The organism is Photobacterium obscurum (assembly GCF_026191635.1).
Lineage (GTDB): Bacteria > Pseudomonadota > Gammaproteobacteria > Enterobacterales > Vibrionaceae > Photobacterium > Photobacterium obscurum.
Genome location: NZ_JAKRRW010000020.1, coordinates 28,144 through 53,410 on the forward strand (window position 1 = coordinate 28,144; position 25,267 = coordinate 53,410).

Genomic DNA, 25,267 nt, shown 5'->3' on the forward strand with positions numbered 1-25,267 from the left:
ATTCCTCGGCGGTTATTCTTCGCGCCTAAACCTGTAGCCAGAAAGTCACCGGACCATCATTGAGCAAGGCAACCTTCATATCGGCAGCAAAAATACCGGTTTCGGTCTTGATCTCTTTGGCCCTACAACTTTCGACAAAATAATCATACATACGTTCCGCATCGGCGGGCGCAGCACCGGCAGAAAAACTCGGGCGCATACCGCTTTTGGTATCCGCCGCCAGAGTGAACTGGGATACCACCAACACGCTACCACCTGCCTGCTGAACATTCAGGTTCATTTTGCCGGCGTCATCTTCAAATACACGATAGCCAAGTACCTTATCGCGCAAGCGTTGCGCCTTTGCTTCGTCATCGCCCTTTTCGACGCCAAGCAGTACCAGCAAGCCTTTGCCAATTGTCCCGGTCACCTGACCTTCTACGGTGACACTGGCTTCGCTTACACGTTGAATAAGAGCAATCATTCTTTCCGTTCCTTCAATTCTCGATTTGTACCTTGGGCTTGTTCTTTGGATTGGCCAATCGCTTCTTCTGCATCTGGCTTCTCAGGCTGCCAGTGTACACGTTCTCTCAAACTGGCGGTAATTTCTGCGCCCAACAAGACAATGCACCAACACAAATAGACCCAGACAAACAGGATCGGGATCACCGCCAGCGCGCCGTAAATCACCTGGTATGAAGGAAAATTGGTGATATACAGAGCAAACCCTTTTTTGCTCAGCTCAAACAATATACTGGCAATAATGGCCCCCGTCAGGGCATGGTGAAGACGTACCTTGATATTCGGTACCAGCAAATACAACCCCAGAAAGGCACTGCTTGACATAATCACCGGCAGCCCGCGCAAAGTTTGCTGAAACAGACCATGAACCGCCTCACTATCGAGCAGGTTCAGCGAGCCGAGGTATGAACTGACTGCAATACTGGACCCCACCAGCACCGGGCCTAGGGTCAGTACCATCCAGTAAATCGAAAACGAGATCACCACACGGCGTTTTGCATGGGCACGAAAAATATAGTTTAGGGATTTATCAATAGACGAAATCAGCATCAACGCCACCACAAACAGTGCCGCGACCCCGACAGCAGTCATCCTGCCGGCATTGGCAACAAACTCATTGAGATACTGCTTGACGACCTCGCCTGCCGCCGGCACAAAGTTCTCAATCACAAAGTTTTGCAACAGTTCGCCAAGCCCGGCAAACACCGGAAACGCCGATAACGCTGACAGCACCACAGTCAGCAAGGGCACCAGTGATAGCAATGTGACATATGCCATCGATCCCGCCGTTACTGTTAGGCGGTCATGGCTGATACGCCGCTGAAGGTACTTAACAAACGCAATCCCAGTGAAAAAGGATTGTCGCCATTGATGCTTGCCCGTTATCTTTTTCTCAGCCATATTCTTGTGTTTTATTTATCTGTTTTTATAGTCAAAATAGTTGTTTCAAAGGAAGATGACAACAAAACCGCCCCATACAACATTGAATCCAACCAGGAGCCTGTTATGCCTTACCTGCTAATTGCTATGCTCAGCCTCACCCTACTTTCTGGCTGCCAGAGCGCCTATTATTCTGCCATGGAAACCGTCGGCGTTCACAAACGTGAAATCATGGTCGATCGGGTTGAAGAGGCGACTGAAGCACAGCAAGACGCCCAGCAGCAGTTCAGCAGTGCCTTAGAAGCACTCAAAGCACTGAACCAGTTCGACGGCGGAGAACTGGAGGCGGCATATAACAACATTAACGATCAGTATGAAGCCAGTTCCGAGGCGGCAGAGAAAGTCAACAGCCGTATTGCCGCTATCGAAGATGTCGCCGACGCCCTATTTGACGAATGGCAGAACGAACTTTCCCTGTATACCAGTAACAAGCTCAAGCGTCAGAGCGAACAAAAGCTCAATAACACCAAAGCCTCCTACCGCCGGATGCTCAGTGCCATGCACAGAGCGGAGCAAAAAATGACCCCGGTACTCAACACACTGCGTGACAATACCCTGTACCTGAAACATAACCTCAATGCCGCCGCTATTGGCTCGCTACAGGGGGAGTTCAACACATTACAACGTGATATTCAGCGTGCAATCGCCGACATGCAGGCTGCAATTGCCGAATCGGAGCGCTTTCTCTCTACACTCAATAATAAAGCCTAACCCTGCTTTAGCCGGGTCAGTATCCAGCTGGCCCGCTCTTCCACGCTACCCCACGGCACCTCTGCCACGCGATAGCCCAGCCCCTGATAGGTCGCAACCAGCTGTTGGTGGATTTGTTCGGCTTCGGTGAAGCTATGGGGGCGTTCAGCATCCTGAACATAAATATCGCGTTTAGGGGCACAGAAAAAGGCCGTCGGATGATAGCCTGATGCTGCCTCGAGGTAATGCTCGGGCACCGACTCACCACCAATCGTCAGGTAGGCACAGATATCGCCAATCGCGCGATCGACAAAAGCCGGTATAGTCCCCTTGCCGGCCTGGCAACGCTGCTCATTCATCATCGTCAGACACAGCTCTGCAAAGCCCGGGAGATCTGTCCAAGGCAAGATACCGCCTGCCAACAGGGACTGTTGCTGGATCAGGGTGCGGGACACCTCGGGAAAGACAAGATAGCCTTTTTTCCCCATGGCATTAAGCAACGTGGTTTTCCCGGCTCCCGGACCGCCAGTAATAATAATAGGTTGCATGTAGTTATTCTTTATAAATTGTAGGGTAATACCAAAAAGGTAATTAACCGGTTGGTATAAAAGCGTAAATGGCAAACGCCAGATACAACAATCCCCCCATGGTAGCACCGATGGGGGGACTGATTAACGGCAATTAGCTAGCAATTATTTTGCTGTACGGCTTGCACGTTTACGATCGTTCTCAGTAAGTAGTTTCTTACGGATACGGATGCTTTCTGGCGTTACTTCTACTAGTTCGTCATCATCGATGAACTCTAGCGCCTGCTCTAGCGTGTACTTGATTGCAGGAGAAAGAACCTGCGCTTCATCAGTACCCGATGCACGAACGTTAGTTAGCTGCTTACCTTTCAGACAGTTAACCGTCAGGTCGTTTGAACGGTTGTGAATACCGATGATCTGACCTTCGTATACTTCGTCAGCGTGCTCAGCAAACAGACGACCACGCTCCTGCAGGTTGAACAGTGCGTACGTCAGTGCCTTACCTGTTGCGTTCGAGATTAGCACACCGTTGTTACGCTGGCCGATCTCACCGCCTTTGTGCGGACCGTAGTGGTCAAACGTATGGTAAAGCAGGCCAGAACCTGAAGTCAGGGTCATGAACTCTGTCTGGAAGCCGATCAGGCCACGAGAAGGCATCATGAAGTCCATGCGAACACGGCCTTTGCCATCTGGTGCCATATCAGTCAGTTCGCCTTTACGCAGACCGATGTTTTCCATGATACCGCCCTGGTGCTCTTCCATAACGTCGATCGTTACAGTTTCGAACGGTTCCATCAGCTGACCATCTTCTTCTTTGATGATTACTTCTGGGCGCGATACTGCAAGCTCGAAGCCTTCACGGCGCATGTTTTCAATCAGGATAGACAGGTGAAGCTCACCACGGCCAGATACGCGGAACTTATCCGGGTCTTCAGTTTCTTCAACACGTAGAGCAACGTTGTGTACCAGCTCTTTCTGAAGACGCTCAAGGATGTTACGTGAAGTAACGAACTTACCTTCTTTACCTGCAAACGGAGAAGTGTTCACCTGGAAGGTCATAGTTACTGTTGGTTCGTCAACAGATAGCGCAGGCAGCGCTTCTACTTCGTTAACATCACAGATAGTGTCAGAGATTTTCAGCTCGCCAAGACCGGTGATTGCAATGATGTCGCCCGCCGTCGCTTTTTCGACTTCGTGACGCTCTAGGCCTAGGTAGCCAAGAACCGTACCAACTTTACCATTACGCTTCTTACCGTCAGCACCAACAATGGTTACCTGCTGGTTTGGCGCGACAGAACCACGCGTTACACGCGCAACACCAATTACACCTACGTAAGAGCTGTAGTCTAGCTGCGAGATCTGCATCTGCAGTGCACCGTCAACGTCAACACTTGGCGCTTCAACGTTTTCTACGATAGCCTGGAACAACGGTTCCATATCTTCGCCAGTCACGCCTTCTTCTTGCGTCGCCCAACCGTTTAGCGCAGATGCGTAAACTACTTGGAAGTCCAGCTGTTCGTCAGTTGCACCTAGGTTATCGAACAGATCGAATACTTGATCCATTACCCACTCAGGGCGTGCGCCAGGACGGTCAATCTTGTTGATAACAACGATTGGCTTCAGGCCGTGTGCGAACGCTTTCTGCGTTACGAAACGCGTTTGCGGCATTGGGCCGTCAACCGCATCAACGATAAGCAGTACAGAGTCAACCATCGACATGATACGCTCAACTTCACCACCGAAATCGGCGTGTCCTGGGGTATCTACGATGTTGATGCGGTAATCATTCCAGTTAATCGCTGTGTTCTTAGCAAGAATGGTGATACCACGCTCTTTTTCGATATCGTTGGAATCCATTACGCGCTCTTCAGCTTCACCGCGCGACTCTAACGTACCAGACTGCTGAAGCAGTTTATCAACCAGGGTAGTTTTACCGTGGTCAACGTGAGCAATAATTGCGATATTTCTTAATTTATCGATCTGTGGATTAGACATGGATTTCACATTCACTCAGAACATGCAGCGACCATCGGGTTGCTACTTGGTTAAAAAAACGGCTCATAATCTAACAGATTTTACGCCAAAACCCACGAAATATGTGATTTATATCACCAGCTTTTTTTATTCAGCCCACAAAGTCAGATATCACGGGGCTATTTCCCGTGCCAGAAAACCCCATTTCAGCGTCCTAAAGTACCTATTTTAAGCTATGCACTCCGATTTCAGTGAACTGGAGACACGTCATCAGCAACTGGAATAATGCATCACCAGATTGACAATATGCCTACATCCGCTAATAGTAGAAGCGCACCAAAGTTGTGAAACCAGCACCAACTGCACCATTATGGTGCAATCATTCACCACGATGGTGCATAAAAAGGATTACTCTGCCCCTAAAACGCTATAAGTGGTCGATTTTAGGGCTTTAAAAAGTTGGCACAGTTTTCGCAAAGATTTCTTTAGCTGAACAACACCCATGTTCAACACTATTTTTGCGGCCAGTTGCCCAATCTAACACCGGAGGTTACTCAAGATGTCAGTAGAAAACGTACTAGCGCTGATCCAGGAAAACGAAGTTAAGTTTGTTGACCTACGCTTTACCGACACCAAAGGTAAAGAGCAGCACATCTCTATCCCAGCCCACCAGATCGATGCTGACTTCTTTGAAGAAGGCAAAATGTTCGATGGTTCTTCGGTTGCTGGCTGGAAAGGTATTAACGAATCAGACATGGTAATGATGCCTGACGCTGCAAGCGCGGTACTTGACCCATTTACAGAAGACGCCACCCTGAATGTTCGTTGTGACATCCTGGAACCTGCCACCATGCAAGGTTACGACCGTGACCCACGCTCTATCGCCAAGCGCGCTGAAGAGTTCATGCGTGCAACTGGTATCGCTGACACGGTTCTTATTGGCCCTGAGCCAGAGTTCTTCCTGTTCGACGACGTGAAGTTCAGCACTGACATGTCAGGCTCGTTCTTCAAGATTGATGACGTAGAAGCAGCCTGGAACACAGGTTCAGAGTTCGAAGGCGGTAACAAAGGTCACCGTCCTGGTGTTAAAGGCGGTTACTTCCCTGTTGCACCAGTTGATTCATCGCAGGACATCCGTTCTGCTATGTGTTTGATCATGGAAGAGATGGGACTGGTTGTTGAAGCACACCACCACGAAGTGGCAACTGCAGGTCAGAACGAGATCGCGACCCGTTTCAATACCCTAACCACCAAAGCCGATGAGATCCAAATCTACAAGTACGTTGTTCACAACGTTGCCCACGCATTTGGCAAAACAGCTACCTTCATGCCTAAGCCGCTAGTTGGCGATAACGGTTCGGGTATGCACGTTCACCAATCACTGGCAAAAGACGGTCAGAACCTGTTTGCCGGCGACAAGTACGGCGGCCTGTCTGAAATGGCACTGTACTACATCGGCGGTATCATCAAGCACGCACGAGCAATCAATGCCTTTGCCAACCCGGCAACGAACTCATACAAACGTCTGGTTCCAGGCTTTGAAGCACCAGTTATGCTGGCTTACTCTGCGCGTAACCGCTCTGCGTCGATCCGTATCCCTGTGGTACCGAGCCCGAAAGCACGTCGTATCGAAGTTCGCTTCGGTGACCCTGCCGCTAACCCATATCTGGCATTCGCAGCCATGCTGATGGCTGGCCTTGACGGTATCCAGAACAAGATCCACCCAGGCGAAGCCATGGATAAGGACCTGTACGATCTGCCAGCAGAAGAAGCCGCTGAAATCCCAACAGTTGCCGAATCTCTACAGGGCGCACTACAGAGCCTTAACGAAGACCGTGAGTTCCTAACAGCAGGCGGTGTATTCTCTGATGACTTCATCGACTCGTATATCGACCTGAAATCTCAGGATGTTGAGAAAATCAACATGACAACTCACCCACTTGAGTTTGACCTTTACTATTCTGTATAAGTAATTAACTCATTACTCAATAGTTAAGATTTAGGCCTGCTTCACAAGCAGGCCTTTTTGATCTTGTAGTCTTGCCGGAAGCTGAAAAACTATCGCTTAACTATCAGTCACTTCCTAGCTGAAAACATAATGAAAAAAGCCCCCTCGCCACTGCTCTTCACTATAACGCTGGCCGGACTGATCACAGCCACCGGCTTGCAGGCTACCACTATCTATACCTGGGAAGATGAAAACGGCGTGATCCATTTTTCCGATCAGGCTAAACCCGGGGCGAGCACAGTCGAGCTCAACACGCTCCCCTCCATCGAAACCCGCCACCCCACGGCGATTTCCTCCGCGGAGCCTGACGTAATGGAGGCTGACAAAGCCGAGTCAGCCCTCCCCCCCGCAACAATCCGTCTATTGTCGCCCCTCCACCAGCAAACTATCCGCGACAATGAGGGGATCATCAGCGTTTCCGCCGTTAGCAACCGTAAGCTAGACAAAGGCCACACGGTACAGCTGCTACTGGATGGCAAGCCATATGGCCGCCCGCAAACCCAGCTAAACTGGCGCATGGTCAATATTGACCGTGGCAGCCATACCTTACGAGCCCAGGTACTGAAATACGGCAAGGTTATTGCATCATCTGATATGATCACTGTCTACCTGCATCGGGCTTCTCTACTCCAACGCAAGCCCCCAGCGGTAACCCCTAAGTAAAATGCCACCGACGAGATTTTTCGTTCACGCCGCCGGGCAGACAGGTTACACTTGATTGCACCAATATGGTGCACAATCAGTTCACTGCACCAAACTGAACTGATCAAGACAAGGATGATAATCGTGACTGCCTCTTTTACACCCCAGATTTTGGACAATTTGGTCACAGCCATCGTGTTGCTCGATGAAGGGCTGACGATCCGCTATGTCAATCCGGCCGCGGAGCAACTGCTGTCCTTCAGCAAACGCCGTATCAATAACACCCGCTTTCCAGATTTACTGCAACATTCATCACTCGACCTCAGCTTGATCCAGGATACCCTACAGAGCGGCCAGGGGCTGGCAGACAGCGATGTTACCTTTGTCATCGACGGCAGGCACAATACGCTGGAACTCAATGCCAGCCCATTGTCATGGCAGAAAGAGCTGCTGATCCTGCTAGAGCTCAAGCCTATCGACCAGCAGCGGCGGATCAGCCAGGAGCTAAGCCAGCACGCCCAACAACAGGCAGCCAGAGAATTGGTGCGCGGACTGGCCCACGAAATCAAAAATCCGCTGGGCGGATTAAGAGGTGCCGCCCAGCTACTGGAGAAGACACTGCCGGATCCCAGCTATACCGAATATACCCAGATGATTATTGAACAGGCAGATCGGCTACGGAATCTCGTCGACCGGCTACTCGGCCCGCAACGCCCGGGATCGCGCCAGGTGGATAATATTCATGTGGTGCTGGAGAAGGTCCGCCAACTAGTCGCGATTGACAGCGGCAACCATATTCATCTTCACCGTGACTACGATCCGAGCCTGCCAGACTTCACCATGGATCCCGAACAGCTGGAGCAGGCTATGCTCAATGTTGTTAGCAATGCCGCCCAGGCCCTACAACAGCATGGTGGCGGCAATATTACCCTGAAAACCCGTACCGCCCACCAGGCGCTGATCCATGGCAAGCGCTACCGCATTGCCGCCAAAATCGACATTATCGACGACGGACCGGGGATCCCCGGTGATATTCAAGACACCTTGTTCTATCCCATGGTGACAGGCCGGGAGGGAGGCACCGGGTTGGGCTTATCCATCGCGCAGAATCTCGTCGACCAGCACCAGGGCAAGATTGAAGTAGTCAGTTGGCCAGGGCATACCAAATTCACCATCTATTTACCGATAAAGTAATCGAGCGCGGACACATCACCCGATTAAGATAAATGAGAGAGGACGTGATATGAGCAAAGGACTAATTTGGGTTGTCGACGATGACAGTTCAATCCGCTGGGTGCTGGAACGTACCCTCAATGCGGCCGGATTAACATGCGAAACCTTTGCCAACGCCGATAGCGTAGTTGACGCACTGGAGCGTAGCGTACCTGATGTGTTGGTCTCCGATATCCGAATGCCGGGTATGGACGGGCTGACGCTGCTCAAGTCGCTGCAGCAGGATTACCCTTCGCTGCCGGTCATTATCATGACCGCCCACTCCGACTTGGATGCGGCAGTCAACGCTTACCAGGAGGGCGCGTTTGAGTACCTACCCAAACCGTTCGACATCGACGAGGCGGTCAACCTGGTAGAACGGGCCGTGACCCATAGCCAAGAGCAAAAACGCCAGCAACAACCAGACCTGGCCGAGAAAAACGCCCCGGAGATCATCGGGGAGGCGCCAGCCATGCAGGAGGTCTTCCGGGCGATAGGTCGCCTGTCGCGCTCTTCCATTTCGGTGCTCATTAATGGTGAATCCGGCACCGGTAAAGAACTGGTCGCCCACGCCCTGCACCGTCATAGCCCACGCAGCCACAAGGAGTTCATCGCGCTTAACATGGCGGCAATCCCCAAGGATCTGATCGAGTCAGAACTGTTCGGCCATGAGAAAGGCGCCTTCACCGGTGCCAATAGTGTTCGTCAGGGACGCTTTGAGCAGGCTAACGGCGGAACCCTGTTTCTTGATGAAATCGGTGATATGCCACTGGATATCCAGACCCGATTACTGCGAGTATTGGCTGACGGCCAATTCTACCGTGTCGGCGGCCACTCTCCGGTCAATGTCGATGTTCGGATCATCGCCGCAACCCATCAGGATTTAGAGCGACTGGTGACCAATGGCGACTTCAGGGAGGACTTGTTCCACCGCCTCAACGTGATCCGGGTTCACTTGCCAGCTCTCAAAGACCGACGCCAGGATATTCCCCAGCTTACCCGCCACTTTCTCCAGCGAGCATCCGATGAGCTGGGTGTCGAGGTCAAAACTCTACACCCATCAACAGAAGAAGCCCTCACTGAGCTGGGCTGGCCGGGTAACGTTCGTCAGTTGGAAAATACCTGTCGCTGGCTAACTGTCATGGCCAGCGGCAATGAAATACTACCGTCGGATCTGCCACCTGAGTTACTGACTAGCGACAGCAAGCCTGAAACCGGCAATGGCTACGGCCATTGGCACCATGCCCTCGAACAATGGGCGAGAGATACCTTGCAGCAGGGCAATCAAAACCTACTGGGGGAGGCATTACCAGAATTTGAGAAAATTTTGCTGGAAACTGCGCTGGAACATACCCACGGGCATAAGCAGGAGGCCGCAAGGTTACTGGGTTGGGGGCGTAACACGCTGACCCGAAAGCTAAAAGAACTTAATATCGCTGCCGACTAACAACCTGTATAAATCGTTTTAACGGGAGCATACAAGCCAAGGGCTTGATTGCTCCCGTCAGCGGGCCTGATAATAATTTGGGCAGGCGTAACAATCCCGAAAACAACATTTGCATACTCATGCAATTTCCTTGATTATCAGCTGATAATAATCACAACACAAAACTTCAACAATTCACGAAAATGCTTAAACCCCGTCTGCTGACGCTACGTTTTGCGGTCATGATGCCGTTCAGCCTGCTATTGCTGTTAACTGTTGGAGTGATCGCCATCGCCCAACAAAACAGCTATGAGCGTATGCTGGCTGAAGTCAGTGGCAAACTGCTGAACTCCTATACGCGAAGTATTAGCAACGATTTACGTGGATTTTTAGGCGACCCTTTCAATACCAACCTAACCATCGCCGACAGCATTCAACGCCACAATCTGTATCAGCCGCCTCGGTTAGCAGGCCTCGAGGCCTACCTGAAGGATGCCATCTCCACCTTGTATGCCCACCAGCCACAAATCACGACTATCGGCTTTGGCAGCGAAGACAAATATTTTGTCGGCTTTCGCAAAAGAAACCGCTACCAACTGTCTCTGCTATTGAAAGATCGGCGGACTGACAATGAACTGCATATTTACAATGAATCGACCCATTACAGCACAACACGCTACCGGGTCAGTGACTATGATCCCACCGAACGCCCTTGGTATCTGCCGTTTGCCCGTAGCCTAGAATCCGGCTGGGCTGATGTCTATACCAACCAAGATGAAAACCAGAGCCTGGCGATTTCCGCCGTCAGTCCGGTGATTGATGACACTACCAACCAGTTGCTCGGGGTTATGGTGACCGACATCAGCCTCAGTCATCTCAATAAGTTCCTCCGTCATGAAAGCAATAACTTCTCTGGCAGTACATACCTCATCGACGGCAAGGGTAAGCTACTGGCCAGCTCGGGCCTACCGCCGGAAGAACAACCCACGACTCACCTACCGCAGCCCGATCCTCTAATTGAAGCCAGCCAAGCTTTTATTACTGAACACCATATGTCCCAGCCAAACAGTGCGACTGAATTTGCCTTTGAACAAAACAGCACGCGCTATTTCAGCCGGATCACTCCTTTCCGGGACGAACACGGCCTCAACTGGAGTATTATTGTTATCATGCCCGAAGCCGAGTTGCTGGGACAGCTGCCGGAGCAACAGAAATCAGGGTTGATCGCGGCGGCGCTGCTTGCCGGCTTCGGACTACTGTTCGGACTGTTCATCCTGAAAAGGCTGACCCAGCCGATCATCGATATTGCGCAAGCTTCGCAGAAAATCACCGAAAGCAACTGGGACGTCGATATTCACCAGACACTCAAGCTCCATGAAACCGACCAGCTCGCCTCAGCATTCAAAGCCATGTCTGCCCGTCTGCAGCACTCGTTCAATACGCTCCGCAAGCAGGTTCTGTATGATGGGCTCACCGGGTTGCTCAGCCGCGAGGGGCTCATAGAGGCGACTCGCCATCCGCTGACAGGCCAGCAAAGCGCGCTGATGATCATCGGCCTGAAAGCCTTCAGCCATATCAACGACAGTATCGGCCACCTCAATGGCGATCAACTGCTGGTGCTCATCGCCCGTCGTCTGGAGAAAGAACTCCCGGGCACCGCCGCCCTGCTCAGCCGTGTAGGCCGTGATGAATTCGCTGTCTTCATCCCCAACCTCTCTGCCCGTGATGATGCGCACCATATTACCCAGCAGCTGCTGACACCGTTTTATCTGCCTTTTATTGTCAATGGTGTGGATGTGATGGTTTCGGCCAGTATCGGCATCGTACAAGGAGCACTGCAAGAAGGCGACATGAGCGAGTGGCTGCGCAATGCCAGCTTGGCGCTCAACCAAGCCAAGGCACACGAGGATCAGCCGGCACACTACTTCGCCCCCCACATGCTTGAAGCCTCGCTGGAAAAAACCCGGCTGGCGGCCGAGCTAAACCGCGCTCTGGAACACAACGAACTAGAAGTGCATTTTCAGCCTTTGGTTGACTTAAGCGATGAGTCGATCTGCGGAGCCGAGGCACTGGTACGCTGGCGCAGCCCGACCCGAGGTCTGGTACCCCCTGCGCAGTTTATCCCGCTGGCAGAAGAGAACGGCATGATCATCGAGATGGGACAGAAAATCTTACTGCAGGCATGCCTGCAAACCCAACAGATGATCGAACGAGGCCGATGGCCGCAAGATTTTATGCTGCACGTCAACCTGTCTGTACGTCAGCTGCTACAAGCGAACTTTGTCGATCAGCTCAGAGCCACCTTAGCCCAGTCAGCTTTGCCAACCGCTAACCTGACCCTGGAAATCACCGAATCCCGTTTGATCAGCCACCCCCAGCAGGCGACGAAAACCCTGAAGCAACTGCGGCAGCTGGGCGTACATATCGCTATCGATGATTTTGGCACGGGTTACTCTTCGATGGCTTACCTGACCCAACTACCTTTTGACAGCCTGAAAATCGACCGCTCGTTCGTTAACCAAATGTCGGAGAGCGACAACTATACGCCGGTAGTTGCCGCCATCATTACCTTGGCCAACAATTTCAATGCCGACATTGTGGCGGAAGGCGTCGAAACCCAAGAACAGGTGCAGCAGCTCAAGTCTCTCGGCTGTCGCTATGCCCAGGGCTTTTATTACGCCCGGCCCAAACCACTGAGTGAATGGTCAACAGATCCGGTAAGCATCGACGCAATTTCTCCGGCTATGGACAATTAGCAGCACTAACTATAATGATTGTAATTTCTTCTTTGCGTATACTGGCTCACCAGTTTTTAGCGGGATACCTATAATCATGATTACTAAGCACCTTCCTTTAACCGATCTGCATCGCCACCTTGATGGTAACATCCGTATCCAGACGATTTTAGAACTGGGCCAGCAATTTGGTATGGCGCTGCCAGCCAATGATATTGAGTCCCTACGCCCGCATGTTCAGATCGTGGAAGCCGAGCCAAGCCTGGTTGCCTTCCTGTCAAAACTGGACTGGGGTGTCGCAGTGCTGGGTGATCTTGATGCCTGCCGTCGTGTCGCGTATGAAAATGTCGAAGATGCACTCAACGCCCAAATTGATTACGCCGAACTGCGCTTCTCCCCGTACTACATGGCCATGAAGCACAACCTCCCGGTAGCAGGTGTGGTTGAAGCTGTCGTTGATGGTGTACAGGCCGGCTGCCGTGACTTTGGTATTCAGGCTAACCTTATCGGGATCATGAGCCGGACATTCGGTACGGATGCCTGCCAGCAAGAACTGGATGCCCTACTGACCCAAAAAGACAAGCTGGTTGCTATCGATTTGGCGGGTGACGAGCTAGGCCAGCCTGGCGAACAATTTGTATCTCACTTCAAACAAGTCCGTGATGCGAACCTGCAAGTCACCGTTCATGCCGGCGAAGCAGCAGGACCGGAGAGCATGTGGCAGGCAATTCGTGAGCTGGGTGCGGTGCGTATCGGCCACGGTGTCAAAGCCGTTCACGATCCAAAACTGATGGACTACTTGGCCGAGCATAAAATCGGTATCGAGTCTTGCCTGACCTCCAACATTCAGACCAGCACCGTGGCATCCTTTGAGTCACACCCGGTAAAACAGTTCCTGGAGCACGGTATCCTTGCCTGTTTGAATACCGATGACCCAGCGGTGGAAGGTATCGAACTGCCTCACGAGTATGAAGTGGCGGCGCCAAAAGTTGGCCTGAGCGAGGAGCAAATCCGCCAGGCACAGATCAACGGCCTTGAGCTGGCATTTATCTCTGACGCGGAAAAGCAAGCACTTAAAGACAAAGCTGCTAACCGCTAATCAGTCACTTATCAGTCATGATCGGTCAGATGGACTTTTTGCTCGTTTTTTGAGCAAAAACAATTCCATTCTGGCCGATTTTGCGTAGAATACGCCCACCTTTTGCTGCCGGCCCGTCGGCTCAGCTCCAATGGGGTAACACCCTTCGCCAAGCCGCTACCGGCTTTTCGAAGACCGCACTAACACCAACAATAACAACGTGGGAACACCACCATGCTGGAAAGTCTTCTTTCATTCAGCGTGGCTATGCCTGTTGTCAGTGAAGTTGCAGCCAATGGTTCCGGCCATTTTGCTGCAGGCGTACTGGCTCTGATAGCTACAGCGAATATGTTTAACAGCTGAGCCTGTTTATACCGACTGGGATCATTCTCTGGCCCCGCCTTGCTAGGTTGAGACCAATATTGCTTCTGCCGGTATTAAAAAGCCCCCGCACCGAAGGTCCGAGAACCTCAGTTGCGGGGGCTTTGCATTTCTAGCCTCAGCCTAGATTAGATAACCCGGGAGAACTGCTGCTGGCGGGCCCGATCACGCAGGTATTTATCGAAACACATACAGATATTGCGGATCAGCAGGCGGCCTTTCAGCTCAACCTGGATATAACGCTCGTTCACAGTGACCAGCTCATCGTTTACAAAGGTCTGCAGCAGCTCGAAGTCTTCCGCAAAGTAGGTTTTGAAATCCAGTCCAAAACGTTGTTCGATATCCTGCATATCCAGCTGGAAGTTACAGATCAGCGCCTTGATCACTTCGCGGCGCAACAGATCATCCGCATCCAGAGAAACCCCTTTCCACAGTGCCTCTCGTTTTTCGTTGACACTCGAGTAGTATTTTTTGAGCTCTTTCTGGTTCTGGGCATAACAATCGCCAATCATCGAGATGGCCGATACGCCAAGCCCCAGCAAATCACAGTCGCCCTGTGTGGTATAGCCCTGGAAATTTCGGTGCAGCACACCGTTACGCTGGGCGACCGCCAGCTCATCATCCGGCAGAGCAAAGTGATCCATACCGATGAACTGATAGCCCGCCCCGGTCAGGGTTGCAATGGTATCTTGCAAGATGGCCAGCTTCTCTTTGGCCGCCGGCAGCTCTGCTTCATTGATCTTGCGCTGTGCCGCAAACAACTTAGGCATATGGGCATAGTTAAAAATCGACAACCGCCCCGGCCTCATCGTCAGTACCTGCTCAAGCGTTTCGGCAAACAGCTCACGGTTCTGCTTAGGCAGGCCATAGATAAGATCCAGGTTGGTCGAGCGGAAGCCCAGCTCTTTTGCCCGTTCAACCATGGCAAAGATAAATTCCTCATCCTGCTCGCGGTTAACCAGCTTCTGTACTTCCTTATTAAAGTCCTGTACCCCGATACTCAATCGGTTAAACCCTTCAGAGCGCAAGTGATCTAGCATATCCAGCTCAATCTCACGCGGGTCAACCTCAATACTGATCTCGGCGTCAGGGGCAAACGTAAACTGATCACGAAGCAGCCCCATCAAACGGCTCACCTGTGCCTTGGTCAGGAACGTTGGTGTACCGCCCCCCCAGTGCAGCTGACTGACATTTCGCTCGCCAAGCAGTGCCGCACGCTGGCGGATTTCCTGCTCGAGGGCATCAAGATACTGATCGGCCTTGTGCTGATGGCGGGTAATAATCTTGTTACAACCACAGTAGTAGCAAAGCTTGTGGCAGAAAGGAATATGAACATACAGTGAAAGGTTACGCTCGGGATACTGAGCGCACGCCATATCAAATTCCGCCGGCGTAAAAGCCTCATGGAACTCAAGGGCGGTCGGGTATGAGGTATAGCGGGGGCCTGAGTAATTGTATTTTTCTATCAGTGCCTGATCCCAAATAATCTGCTCATGTGACATGACATACTTCCACTAGTCGTTTGGGGTTAATTGCGAATACCGAGTGTGCCATAACTTGGTAAAGATGTAGATGTTTTACTTTTTAAAGATAGCTGAAATGTTGGCTGGCTCAGATTAAACGCAGCCCAAGACAAGAAAACCCCACCTATACCGGTAGAACCAATATAGATGAGGAATTGCCCCGGCAGTACCGCCAGTTCGCCCTAAGCCTTTAGTGCCAGAATCATATCCAGCTCGCGCTTGATATCATCCAGCAACCGGGCCTCGGCTTTCATGCGCTGCAGATCCTGTGCCATACGCTCTTTCTTCTGCAATACTTTACGGGCATCGCCACGCGGCATATCTTTAACCACGTTATACAACTCATGCATCGCCGGATACTGACTTGCAAAATCAACGGCCTGCTCAGCCTGCAGCACTTCCATCAGCTTATACAGACGGATGGCAATCTCAGACAGCGTACACTGATCCTGCTTGCCGGCTTCAGCAATAATAAACACACTGCTCATAATGTTGGCATTGCGCTCATTAATCTTCTCAGCCTGCTGAAGCTTAGCCCGCTCCAGAAAGGCCTTATGACGTGTGTTCTGCTGATACAACTTAAACAATAAGTATCCGGCATACGCCGCCAGCACAGCAACAAGACTGCCCGCCAGTCCTAACCAAAGCGTCATATCCTGCAATGGTTACTCCTTATCGAATGAGTTCTCGGATGAGTCCTCGAACGAGTCAAAGCCCATATTCTCGAACTTGTCCAGCAGATCATCGTCTGAAGACAGATCGGCCGCCGGCTGAACGTCATCCGCAGCCGCTGGCTCATCGTCTTCCAGTAGGCCCAGCTGGTTCATTAGCTGCTCGATACGATCCAGTTTTTCGTCAACCTGCTTCTGCAGGCCTGAACCAAGATTCTCACCGGCTTCGATACGATCCAACAACACCATAAGTTGCGCATCATTTTCCAGCATCGCCAGTTCCTGCTCGGCACTTAGGCGGCGCTCTTTCTTCGTGGCAGGCTTCTTCGCCTCGACAATCAAAGGTACCGGCTTCTTGCTACCGTGGCGCGGATCTTTGCGTTTCGCCTGGGCTCTCGAATCATTCATCTGGGCTTCAGAGTGGCGGCTGCCAGACTTCAGACCTTTACGCTTCTTGTCTTTCTGGCGCTTGCGAGCTTCCAGATCAAGCTGAGTCGTTGATTTTTGGGTAAATGCCGCAGGACCTTCTGATCCTGGCTTACGGCTTCTTTTCTTACGGGTCATTACTGGGTCTTCCTCAGCAAAATTACATCATTTCCAACAAACTCGACTTCCAGGCCATCACGCTTTGCCAGATAGCGGAAAGTCTCGCGGCTGAAAAAGCTCACGTGGGTTGGGTCGTTCTTGTAATGCCATTGCGCAAAGGCATCTGCATCTATTGCTAACTTGGTCATGAGTCCCAGCCACCCGCCAGGTTTCACCATCCCTGTTAGCTGCCCCCATTCCTTCGCAGGCGTATAAAAGTGTTCAATCGCTTCTGTACAGGTGACAAAGTCATACTGCTGCTCTAAGACTGCAGGCTCATTGGCAAAATACAGATCATAGATAGCCATATTATACCCCATCTCTTCCAGCATCACGGAAAGAGTCGGGCCCGGGCCACAGCCAAAGTCCAGCCCAGATAAAGGTGCCGGTCCCAGGCGCTCTATCAAAGGTGCAGCCAACCGATTCAGAAAGCGGCGATAGCCTTGATCTTCCGGGTTATTTTCATGTTGATCATAAACGGCCTTTTCATCGTCAGGCGGCAGCAACGCTTCAGGATCAGCAAAAATCAGTGCACAATCCAGGCAACGGAAATAAGCCCGTCGCTTGTCCTGATGAAAAGCACCGACCGACTGACTGCTGCATAACGGGCAGGTTAGCATAACGTTCTGTCTCCTAATCCCAGCAGGCAGTACCGCTTACCACCGGCTGGCTTAAAATGAAGCCGGGTATCATAGCAGATTCGATGGAGAAATGTGCACTTTCGCACCATGTGCGCCGAGCCAGGCAGGGGGGGAAAGTAAAATGCAGAAAAGAAAAAAGCGACAGGTATACACCTGTCGCTCTATGGGTCGCCATTGCTGGCTTTTATCCTGTCTAGTCTGTCCTTAACCAGTATGTAACATCCCGGTTTGACAACAATCCTTTTGTTATTTGTGCTTTCCCTGCCAACTTTATTGTTCTTCATCACCCTGATGAATTTTCACCTTCCGTGTCACGCATCCCTGTAAATTCGGTTAGTCCCTAACCGGCTTATCCTTTAAGCATGTTATCGTCCAGATAACGCAATTCACCATCCATGTGGGTACACTCTCCGTCGCGTACCAAATTCTTCAAACGAAGACTTGTCCGTAAGCGTCTACCTTGACAGTCCCTACGCTTCATGCGGTCTACCCGGCCTCCTGGCCAGACATCCTGTAATCCTTCAGGCCTCTTGCCTATGCCGTCAATGGCGCTTCCTGTCCTGTGTCGCTCTCCGTGTCGACAACGCATACTTTACGCCGATTCAGCTCCGGTACAAGGTCACCTGTCAGAGCACACTGGCTGATAATTTATTTCAATATTGATAACCCACTGTTCTGAATGCATTTAGATGTCGTAAGGCTATTTTTTTTCATCATCATCGGCCACGTTGAATAGCCGATCTCTCACAGGCTGTTCAGCTATTCGCACTTTCGGCCGGTCCGATTAAGTGGCACTGATAACGGTCGGTAGCTTTACCCCAAAAGCAAAAGGCAGCCGAGGCTGCCTTTATTATTCAATACTGGAATAGGGGGGTATTAGTGTAGGCCGCCGACATACTGCGACAGGGCGCCAATTTCATCATCGGACAGTTTGGCCGCAACCGAACGCATCATGGCATTCATATCGTTGCTACGCTGGCTTGAGCGGAATTTTTCCAGCTGCAATTTCACGTATTCAGCATTCTGGCCGGAAATTTTCGGGAACCCCGACAGGCTGGTTCCGTTACCACGCGGGCCATGACAAGCCGTACAAGCCGCGATACCGCGCTCGGCATCACCAAAGCGATACAGCTGCTGGCCAACCTCAATCGATGATTCCGGTGTGGTATTGTCTGAAATAGGTAGGGTTGAATAGTAAGCCGCGAGATCTGCCATATCCAGCTCGGTCAAAGGCATCGCCATCCCGCCCATCACGGGATCATTACGCCCCTGCTTACCGCCTGTCGTCATTGCTAACTTAAAGTCCTTGAGCTGCTTTTCAAGGTAGCCCGGATGTTGACCGGCAATTTTCGGGTATTGCGCCATAATGCCGTTACCGTCCGCACCATGGCAAGCCGCACATGTTGCTGCTTTCGCTTTTCCAGCTTCTGCATCTCCCTGGGCCCAGGCTGAGCAACTGGCCAGAAGAGTCAATATAAGTGCTAATTTCTTCATGACATTCCGTTTATAATTATAGAGCTTCCAGTACCACAAGTAATGCTCAGTTACATGGTATACAATGCGACCACAAACCAAGCACGGTTTTCGTACATTTTACACAATTTCACATAAAAGTAATCAGTCGACTACATGAAGACTTGACGGAGTTAACAGTGAATCAACCTCTCAACTATAGAAATACAGGATTCATCACAAGTGCACCGGATATTCGTCACTTGCCAAACGACACAGGCGTTGAGATCGCATTTGCTGGCCGCTCCAATGCAGGTAAGTCAAGTGCCCTGAACCGTATCACCGACCAGAAAAGCCTGGCACGTACCTCTAAAACGCCGGGTCGTACCCAGCTGATCAACATGTTTGAGGTCGTGAACGGCTGCAACCTGATCGACCTGCCAGGCTATGGTTTTGCCCAGGTTCCGCTGGAAATGAAGCTGAAGTGGCAAAAATCACTCGGCGAGTACTTACAGAAGCGTGAGTGCCTGCAGGGGCTGGTGGTACTGATGGATATCCGCCATCCAATGAAAGATCTGGATCAGCAGATGATCAGTTGGGCCGTTGAAAGCCGCCTACCTGTTTTGGTACTGCTAACCAAAGCCGACAAACTGAAAAGCGGTGCCCGCAAGAAGCAACTCATGACGGTGCGTAATACGGCGTTAAGCTTCGGCGGCGATGTACAGGTTGAAGTTTTCTCTTCCCTGAAAGGCCTTGGTGTTGATCAGGTACGCCGCAAACTCGACGAGTGGTTTGCCCCTGAGCTGGCCCGTCAGCAGGCGCTACTTGAAGACGAAGGTGAACCAGCTAGCGATGATGCGGAGTAACAGATCATTCGCTAAATGATGGCTCTATGGACAGGGCCATAAAAATTCCCCACCTTCCAGGTGGGGCAACGGGAGAGAAATAGGAGGTTTTTATTTTTGTGCTAAAAGCATCAATGATTTCCTAAACCAACGCAAGTTTTTTATCCCGTTTTTGTCTACTTCTTCACCACTTCGACCAGCGCCCTGCCTGCCTTTATCCCAGCAAAATACGGTATTTTACGCCTTCTGTAGCAAATTAGTGCTCAGTTGCTTTTTAGTGAAAATTAAGTAACAAAAACGACCGTTCAGACGAATTAATTATGGAAGTTAATTACAGTTTTATGAATTGGCAGGCGAAAAAAAAGCCACCCCAATAAGAGAGGGTGGCCATTTCATGGATGTGTTGGCTAGCCGGTAAAAAGACCCGCTACCAATAACAAATATGAACAAGAAGCATGGACAATTATACCGACCTCAAAACAAATTTTAAAGTAATTACTCTAAAATCATCCCTCGCAAATCAGAGATACGGATCCCACGGTTGTAGAAAAAACGTTATGAGCAGACAGGAATAATGCGATTGCGTCTAGATTTGTACAATTATCATTCAGCAAAAAAATGAAGCTTGGCTGTCACGGACAAAGAATAGTCGCCATGGCTGAAGCGAGAAAGGCTGGGGGAGTTTTTTTATGACGCTGAAATAAAAAACGCCCTGGTCAAAAGACCAGGGCGGCTGAATCAGCCAAATCCAATAACGTGAAACAAAAGGTCTGAAAGATAGAACATCTTACCTCTGTACCCTACGCCGATAACTGTATATCAATTGCACAGTTTTGAAAAGTCATTTTTGTAGTTTTTTTTCACTTATACGTAACTAAATTCTACTTACCGTAATTTTATGATGCTTTATTTTTCATAAAAAAATAGCTGGCACCAGGCCAGCTATTCTTGTTTCAATCACGAGCAATAGGATAGCAGGATCGTTAGTGTGCCTGGTCCCAGTTATCTCCCATACCGGCATCGGCAATCAACGGGACGTCCAGCTCAGCCGCTGATTCCATTAGACGGCGCACCTCTTCCGTCACAGTTTCCAGCTCTGATTCCTGTACCTCAAAAACAAGTTCGTCATGTACTTGCATTAATAAGCGAACTCGGCCAGATTCTTGCTGCTGTACCCACTCATCCACCAGTACCATGGCACGCTTGATAATATCCGCAGCGGTCCCTTGCATTGGCGCATTAATCGCAGCGCGTTCGGCAGCTTTACGGCGCAGGCCGTTACGCGATTTGATGTCCGGCAGATACAAACGACGGCCGTACAGGGTCTCAACATACCCCTGCTCGCTCGCCGCCGTACGGGTACTTTCCATATATTCCAGCACCCCTGGGTAACGCTCAAAATACACGTTCATATAGTCCTGGGCTTCGTTACGCCCCATATCCAGCTGCTTGGCCAGGCCAAAGGCACTCATCCCGTAGATCAGGCCGAAGTTAATCGCCTTAGCACGGCGACGCTGTTCGCTAGTGACCGACTCAATCGGCAACCCCAAAATTTCGGCAGCAGTGGCCGCGTGAATGTCTTTGCCGTGCCTGAACGCATCCAGCAGGGCTTTGTCACCAGAAAGGTGGGCCATGATCCGCAATTCAATCTGGGAATAATCGACCGCCAGTACCTTGTAGCCGGTCGGGGCAATAAAGGCTTGACGAATACGGCGACCTTCCTCATTTCGAACCGGAATGTTCTGCAGGTTAGGATCACTGGACGACAGGCGGCCAGTCGCCGTAACGGCCTGATGGTAAGAGGTATGCACACGGCCGGTCGCCGGGTTCACCATCTTCGGCAGTTTGTCGGTATAAGTTGATTTCAGCTTCGCCAGGCTGCGGTATTCCAGGATCAATTTTGGCAATGGGTAGTCCAGTGCCAGCTCCTGCAGCACCTCTTCATTGGTAGAAGGGGAGCCCGACGGGGTTTTCTTCAGCACCGGCAGTCCCATCTTCTCGAATAGAATAGCCTGTAGCTGCTTCGGCGAGCTGAGGTTAAATTCCTGCTCGGCAATATCAAACGCTTTTTTCTCAAGCTCATCAAGGCGGACTGCAATCTCTGCCGACTGGGCACTAAGCTGCATGCTGTCGATCAAGACACCGGTACGCTCCATGCGCGACAGCACCGGAACCAATGGCATCTCAATCTCTTCAAATACCGACTTCAGCTTGTCGTCTGCCTCAACCTTCTCCAGCAGAAGATTATGCAGGCGCAGGGTAATATCGGCATCTTCTGCCGCATAAGGCCCGGCTTGCTCGAGGTCGATCTGGTTGAACGTCAGCTGCTTCTTGCCTTTGCCCGCAATCTCCTCGAAGCTGATGTTCTTGTGTTCCAGATAGCGCAGGGCCAGGCTGTCCATATCATGGCGGCCGACGACACTGTTGAACACATACGACTCCAGCATAGTGTCGTATTTAATGCCCTGCATCTCAATATCATAGCGGGCCAGAATACTGGCATCGAACTTGAGGTTCTGCCCCACTTTGGCCTGCGCAGGATCTTCCAGCAACGGTTTTAGCTTGGCCAGCACCCAGTCACGATCCAACTGCGCTGGCGCATCAAGATAATCATGGGCAACCGGTACATAGGCGGCTTTGCCTTCTTCAACAGCGAACGACACACCAACCAGGTTTGCCGTCATATAATCCAGCCCATCGGTTTCGGTATCAAACGCGACCACATCAGCCGCACTCAGCTGCTCCAGCCACGTATTGAATGACGCCTCATCGAGTACCGTCTCATAACCGCTACGATCAATCGTCGGAGCAACCGTTTTTGTCTCTTCCTTTGCCGCAGCCGATTTCTCATCAGCAACAATTTTTCCGTCACTACCGTCCAACATTTCGGCCAGCCAACGGCGGAACTGGAGTTTGCCAAATAGCTTAGTCAGCTCATCGGTATCCGGCTCGCCTTTACGTAGTTGATCCGGGGTCATCTCCAGCTCGACATCGAGCTTAATCGTCGCCAGCTCATAAGACAGGTAGGCTGCGTCTTTATGTTCTTCCAGTTTCTTCGGCATGGTCTTCGAGCCACGGAAGCCCAAAGCCGGAATCGCATCAAGATTATCATACAATGCATCCAGTCCGCCGATCCCGGTCAACAGGGCTTTGGCTGTCTTCTCGCCCACGCCCGGTACGCCCGGAATGTTATCCACTTTATCGCCCATCAAAGCCAGGTAGTCGATAATCAGCTCGGGACCGATACCAAACTTCTCCACCACACCCACCGGATCCATGACGACATCTGTCATGGTATTGATCAGGGTAATATTCTGATCGACCAGCTGGGCCATATCTTTATCACCGGTACTGATCAAGACCGGCATATCCGCTTTTGATGCCTGGGTTGCCAAGGTGCCGATCACATCATCTGCCTCTACCCCGGAGATCGAGATTAATGGCAGTCCCATTGCCTTGATCACTGCATGCAATGGCTCGATCTGGCTGCGAAGATCATCCGGCATAGGTGGGCGGTGCGCCTTGTATTCCGGGTATAGATCATCACGGAATGTCTTGCCTTTGGCATCGAAGATCACTGCAACATGCTCAGTCGAAAACTGACGCAACAAACTGCGCAGCATATTCACAACACCGTACACCGCGCCCGTCGGTTCACCGTCAGAGTTGGTAAAATTAGGCGCTGCATGATAGGCACGATAGAGATAGGAGGATCCATCAATCAGGATAAGTGGATTTTCAGGGATAGTTGCCATAGAGATATTCTTATATCCGGGGGATGAAAGAGTTAAGGCATTAGAATGCCATGACAGCCGACAAGTGTTAACTGATGTTTTCCACTAATCCACCATCACCTGTGGATAACTTTGTTAGTATTTAAAATCAAACAGTTGATCAAAAAACATAACAAATAAACAATTTCCAACCAAAGCCATAAAAATCAGCAAGTTAAGTATTAATGCAAAAATGGATCCTCGATCCTAAAATGATCATTAATTGTGGAAAAAGTTAACAGACCGATCTGAAATAAGAGTATCTGAGAGTAAAAATAGATAAATCCGACCATAAAGGAAGCCAAAATGAAGAGAATTGCGGTTATTTTAAGCGGCTCAGGCGTATTTGACGGAACAGAAATCCACGAAGCCGTACTGGCACTGCATGCTATTGAGCAGCAAGGAGCAAGCTGGCATTGTTTTGCCCCCAATATCAACCAGCACCATGTTATCAACCACATTACCGGCGAGGAAATGCCAGAAACCCGCAACGTACTGGTTGAGGCGGCGCGTATTGCCCGGGGAAAAATTGACGATATCGTGAACCTTCAGGCAGCCGACTATGATGGCTTGCTGCTACCCGGCGGATTTGGCGCCGCCAAAAACCTGTCTGACTTCGCCTTTGCTGGTGCCGGCTGTGAAATTAACCCTGAAGTAAAACGGGCCTGCCAGAAGTTCGCTAACGAAGACAAACCTGCGGCCTATCTCTGCATAGCCCCGACCTTGATCCCGGCAATCTATGGCCCCGGCGCCAAAGGAACCATCGGCTATGATCCTGACACCGCCAACGCGTTTAGCAAAATGGGGGGGGAACATATTAACTGTCCTGTGGATGACTACGTTCTGGATCAAAAGCGGCGGATCCTGACAACCCCGGCTTATATGCTGGCCAACAGCATCTCGGAAGCGGCAAGCGGTATTAACAAATTGGTCAAGGAACTGGTGAAATTGGCGTAGTAGCCGACAGAAGATGGGAAAAGAAAAAGCGGCGCGACCTGAATTAAATAAATCAATCGGGAGGCGCCGCTCAGCAGAAGTGGTATTCGTTTTCAGCCCTACACTAAAAACACAGACCGTCGCTGAAGTACACTGGAAGCAATGTGAGCAATGTCGTGCCTTCAAACAAGAGAACCTTTGGCTTTCCTCTCTCGCTGAGTGCAAGTTAATAATAACCATTCTCATTTAAGATGCAAGTACTTTATTGAGAATAATTGTCATTTGGTTGGCAGTATCTTCACAAAATGCAACCTGAAATCTTCAATGCCGTCTTTTTTCTCCATATGCTCAATAAGATAACCGTTACGGAGCAGCAGCCTTAACATCGCCGGAAAACGGTTACGGGACTTAACCCGCAGCTCCTCAAACCCCTGCTCAATAACCCAGCTTTCCTGTGCCTCGAGCAACGCCTGGGCCACCCCACCACGCCGCCCTTCTGGGGCCACTCCGCCCAGCCAACTGTAAAAGCACGTCTCCGACAGACGGTAACCTATTTTTACCCCGATCAGCTGGCCACCCTGCTCTGCCACCAGGATCAGGGGCTGCTTGCCCTTCAACCTCACTTGCAGCGCCGCTTCATCCGCCGACTTTGCAAACTCACCGATGCGTGCCAGTACCTCTGCCGCTTCTGCCATACTTGCCTGACGTATTTTCATCACTCTGCCCCT

22 protein-coding genes are annotated in these 25,267 nt (G+C 50.9%); 10 read left to right on the forward strand and 12 right to left on the reverse strand.

The features are described from left to right. Window positions 1-25: 25 nt before the first annotated feature. A complete protein-coding gene (gene dtd / locus MD588_RS20010; RefSeq protein WP_265699439.1) occupies window positions 26-463 on the reverse strand; it encodes a D-aminoacyl-tRNA deacylase in 438 nt (145 codons plus the stop codon). Then, a complete protein-coding gene (locus MD588_RS20015) occupies window positions 460-1,401 on the reverse strand; it encodes a virulence factor BrkB family protein (protein WP_265699440.1) in 942 nt (313 codons plus the stop codon). Before MD588_RS20015 ends, dtd begins: the two co-directional genes overlap by 4 nt. Window positions 1,402-1,506: 105 nt before the next feature. Between MD588_RS20015 and MD588_RS20020 the strand changes: the two genes are divergently transcribed. Further along, window positions 1,507-2,151, forward strand: coding sequence for a DUF2959 domain-containing protein (locus tag MD588_RS20020; RefSeq protein ID WP_265699441.1), 645 nt, complete (start codon window positions 1,507-1,509; stop codon window positions 2,149-2,151). On the opposite strand, the gene MD588_RS20025 is transcribed toward MD588_RS20020, so the two are convergent. Together MD588_RS20025 and typA are read right to left on the reverse strand one after the other, a co-directional pair. After that, entirely contained in the window at window positions 2,148-2,678 is a 531-nt protein-coding gene (locus MD588_RS20025; RefSeq protein ID WP_265699442.1) for an AAA family ATPase, read from the reverse strand. The two genes, MD588_RS20020 and MD588_RS20025, sit on opposite strands and share 4 nt — an antisense overlap. A 144-nt stretch (window positions 2,679-2,822) precedes the next feature. Then, entirely contained in the window at window positions 2,823-4,652 is a 1,830-nt protein-coding gene (gene typA, locus MD588_RS20030; RefSeq protein ID WP_265699443.1) for a translational GTPase TypA, read from the reverse strand. A 538-nt stretch (window positions 4,653-5,190) separates the two neighbouring features. Here typA and glnA point away from each other — a divergent pair. From glnA to MD588_RS20065, 7 genes are all read left to right on the forward strand, one after another. Then, window positions 5,191-6,600, forward strand: a complete 1,410-nt coding sequence (glnA, locus tag MD588_RS20035) for a glutamate--ammonia ligase (protein ID WP_265699444.1) — start codon at window positions 5,191-5,193, stop codon at window positions 6,598-6,600. Window positions 6,601-6,729: 129 nt separating this feature from the next. After that, entirely contained in the window at window positions 6,730-7,302 is a 573-nt protein-coding gene (locus MD588_RS20040) for a DUF4124 domain-containing protein (RefSeq protein WP_265699445.1), read from the forward strand. A gap of 123 nt (window positions 7,303-7,425) precedes the next feature. After that, a complete protein-coding gene (glnL, locus tag MD588_RS20045; protein WP_265699446.1) occupies window positions 7,426-8,475 on the forward strand; it encodes a nitrogen regulation protein NR(II) in 1,050 nt (349 codons plus the stop codon). Window positions 8,476-8,524: 49 nt separating this feature from the next. Further along, entirely contained in the window at window positions 8,525-9,940 is a 1,416-nt protein-coding gene (gene glnG / locus MD588_RS20050; RefSeq protein WP_265699448.1) for a nitrogen regulation protein NR(I), read from the forward strand. Window positions 9,941-10,122: 182 nt separating this feature from the next. Beyond that, complete coding sequence (locus MD588_RS20055; protein ID WP_265699450.1) at window positions 10,123-12,675, forward strand: bifunctional diguanylate cyclase/phosphodiesterase; 2,553 nt, start codon at window positions 10,123-10,125, stop codon at window positions 12,673-12,675. 76 nt (window positions 12,676-12,751) lie between these two features. Beyond that, window positions 12,752-13,753 carry an adenosine deaminase gene (add, locus tag MD588_RS20060; RefSeq protein ID WP_265699451.1) on the forward strand — a complete coding sequence of 334 codons (1,002 nt, stop codon included), beginning with the start codon at window positions 12,752-12,754 and terminating at the stop codon, window positions 13,751-13,753. Window positions 13,754-13,966: 213 nt separating this feature from the next. After that, window positions 13,967-14,095: a hypothetical protein gene (locus MD588_RS20065; protein ID WP_265699452.1), complete on the forward strand. Its 129-nt coding sequence runs from the start codon at window positions 13,967-13,969 to the stop codon at window positions 14,093-14,095. Between the two features lie 146 nt (window positions 14,096-14,241). Here the strand turns inward: MD588_RS20065 and hemN are convergent, their stop codons facing one another. From hemN to MD588_RS20090, 5 genes are all read right to left on the reverse strand, one after another. Continuing rightward, entirely contained in the window at window positions 14,242-15,615 is a 1,374-nt protein-coding gene (hemN, locus tag MD588_RS20070; RefSeq protein ID WP_265699453.1) for an oxygen-independent coproporphyrinogen III oxidase, read from the reverse strand. A gap of 203 nt (window positions 15,616-15,818) precedes the next feature. Then, complete coding sequence (locus MD588_RS20075; protein WP_407676599.1) at window positions 15,819-16,298, reverse strand: DUF2489 domain-containing protein; 480 nt, start codon at window positions 16,296-16,298, stop codon at window positions 15,819-15,821. A 3-nt stretch (window positions 16,299-16,301) separates the two neighbouring features. Continuing rightward, a complete protein-coding gene (yihI, locus tag MD588_RS20080) occupies window positions 16,302-16,871 on the reverse strand; it encodes a Der GTPase-activating protein YihI (RefSeq protein WP_265699454.1) in 570 nt (189 codons plus the stop codon). After that, complete coding sequence (locus MD588_RS20085; protein ID WP_265699455.1) at window positions 16,871-17,512, reverse strand: class I SAM-dependent methyltransferase; 642 nt, start codon at window positions 17,510-17,512, stop codon at window positions 16,871-16,873. The genes yihI and MD588_RS20085 overlap by 1 nt, the downstream gene beginning before the upstream one ends. A gap of 897 nt (window positions 17,513-18,409) precedes the next feature. After that, entirely contained in the window at window positions 18,410-19,027 is a 618-nt protein-coding gene (locus MD588_RS20090) for a c-type cytochrome (protein ID WP_265699456.1), read from the reverse strand. Between the two features lie 158 nt (window positions 19,028-19,185). Here MD588_RS20090 and yihA point away from each other — a divergent pair, with 158 nt between their 5' ends. Continuing rightward, window positions 19,186-19,851: a ribosome biogenesis GTP-binding protein YihA/YsxC gene (gene yihA / locus MD588_RS20095; RefSeq protein WP_265699457.1), complete on the forward strand. Its 666-nt coding sequence runs from the start codon at window positions 19,186-19,188 to the stop codon at window positions 19,849-19,851. Between the two features lie 717 nt (window positions 19,852-20,568). Here yihA and MD588_RS26205 read toward each other — a convergent pair. Both MD588_RS26205 and polA read right to left on the reverse strand, forming a co-directional pair. Next, window positions 20,569-20,616, reverse strand: coding sequence for a hypothetical protein (locus MD588_RS26205; RefSeq protein WP_438616993.1), 48 nt, complete (start codon window positions 20,614-20,616; stop codon window positions 20,569-20,571). Window positions 20,617-20,813: 197 nt separating this feature from the next. Beyond that, on the reverse strand, window positions 20,814-23,585 hold the full coding sequence (polA, locus tag MD588_RS20100) for a DNA polymerase I (RefSeq protein ID WP_265699458.1): 2,772 nt from the start codon (window positions 23,583-23,585) through the stop codon (window positions 20,814-20,816). 324 nt (window positions 23,586-23,909) lie between these two features. On the opposite strand from polA, the gene elbB reads away from it, so the two are divergent. Further along, window positions 23,910-24,560 (forward strand): isoprenoid biosynthesis glyoxalase ElbB, encoded by a 651-nt coding sequence (gene elbB / locus MD588_RS20105; RefSeq protein ID WP_265699460.1) that lies wholly within the window; start codon window positions 23,910-23,912, stop codon window positions 24,558-24,560. 257 nt (window positions 24,561-24,817) lie between these two features. On the opposite strand, the gene MD588_RS20110 is transcribed toward elbB, so the two are convergent. Further along, a complete protein-coding gene (locus MD588_RS20110) occupies window positions 24,818-25,255 on the reverse strand; it encodes a GNAT family N-acetyltransferase (protein WP_265699461.1) in 438 nt (145 codons plus the stop codon). Window positions 25,256-25,267: the final 12 nt, after the last annotated feature.

Bases quoted from the DNA above. Each gene is read 5' to 3' on its own strand.
- dtd (WP_265699439.1), bottom strand. From the start codon at position 463: ATGATTGCTCTTATTCAACGTGTAAGCGAAGCCAGTGTCACCGTAGAA.
- MD588_RS20015 (WP_265699440.1), bottom strand. From the start codon at position 1,401: ATGGCTGAGAAAAAGATAACGGGCAAGCATCAATGGCGACAATCCTTT.
- MD588_RS20020 (WP_265699441.1), top strand. From the start codon at position 1,507: ATGCCTTACCTGCTAATTGCTATGCTCAGCCTCACCCTACTTTCTGGC.
- MD588_RS20025 (WP_265699442.1), bottom strand. From the start codon at position 2,678: ATGCAACCTATTATTATTACTGGCGGTCCGGGAGCCGGGAAAACCACG.
- typA (WP_265699443.1), bottom strand. From the start codon at position 4,652: ATGTCTAATCCACAGATCGATAAATTAAGAAATATCGCAATTATTGCT.
- glnA (WP_265699444.1), top strand. From the start codon at position 5,191: ATGTCAGTAGAAAACGTACTAGCGCTGATCCAGGAAAACGAAGTTAAG.
- MD588_RS20040 (WP_265699445.1), top strand. From the start codon at position 6,730: ATGAAAAAAGCCCCCTCGCCACTGCTCTTCACTATAACGCTGGCCGGA.
- glnG (WP_265699448.1), top strand. From the start codon at position 8,525: ATGAGCAAAGGACTAATTTGGGTTGTCGACGATGACAGTTCAATCCGC.
- MD588_RS20055 (WP_265699450.1), top strand. From the start codon at position 10,123: ATGCTTAAACCCCGTCTGCTGACGCTACGTTTTGCGGTCATGATGCCG.
- add (WP_265699451.1), top strand. From the start codon at position 12,752: ATGATTACTAAGCACCTTCCTTTAACCGATCTGCATCGCCACCTTGAT.
- MD588_RS20065 (WP_265699452.1), top strand. From the start codon at position 13,967: ATGCTGGAAAGTCTTCTTTCATTCAGCGTGGCTATGCCTGTTGTCAGT.
- hemN (WP_265699453.1), bottom strand. From the start codon at position 15,615: ATGTCACATGAGCAGATTATTTGGGATCAGGCACTGATAGAAAAATAC.
- yihI (WP_265699454.1), bottom strand. From the start codon at position 16,871: ATGACCCGTAAGAAAAGAAGCCGTAAGCCAGGATCAGAAGGTCCTGCG.
- MD588_RS20085 (WP_265699455.1), bottom strand. From the start codon at position 17,512: ATGCTAACCTGCCCGTTATGCAGCAGTCAGTCGGTCGGTGCTTTTCAT.
- MD588_RS20090 (WP_265699456.1), bottom strand. From the start codon at position 19,027: ATGAAGAAATTAGCACTTATATTGACTCTTCTGGCCAGTTGCTCAGCC.
- polA (WP_265699458.1), bottom strand. From the start codon at position 23,585: ATGGCAACTATCCCTGAAAATCCACTTATCCTGATTGATGGATCCTCC.
- elbB (WP_265699460.1), top strand. From the start codon at position 23,910: ATGAAGAGAATTGCGGTTATTTTAAGCGGCTCAGGCGTATTTGACGGA.
- MD588_RS20110 (WP_265699461.1), bottom strand. From the start codon at position 25,255: ATGAAAATACGTCAGGCAAGTATGGCAGAAGCGGCAGAGGTACTGGCA.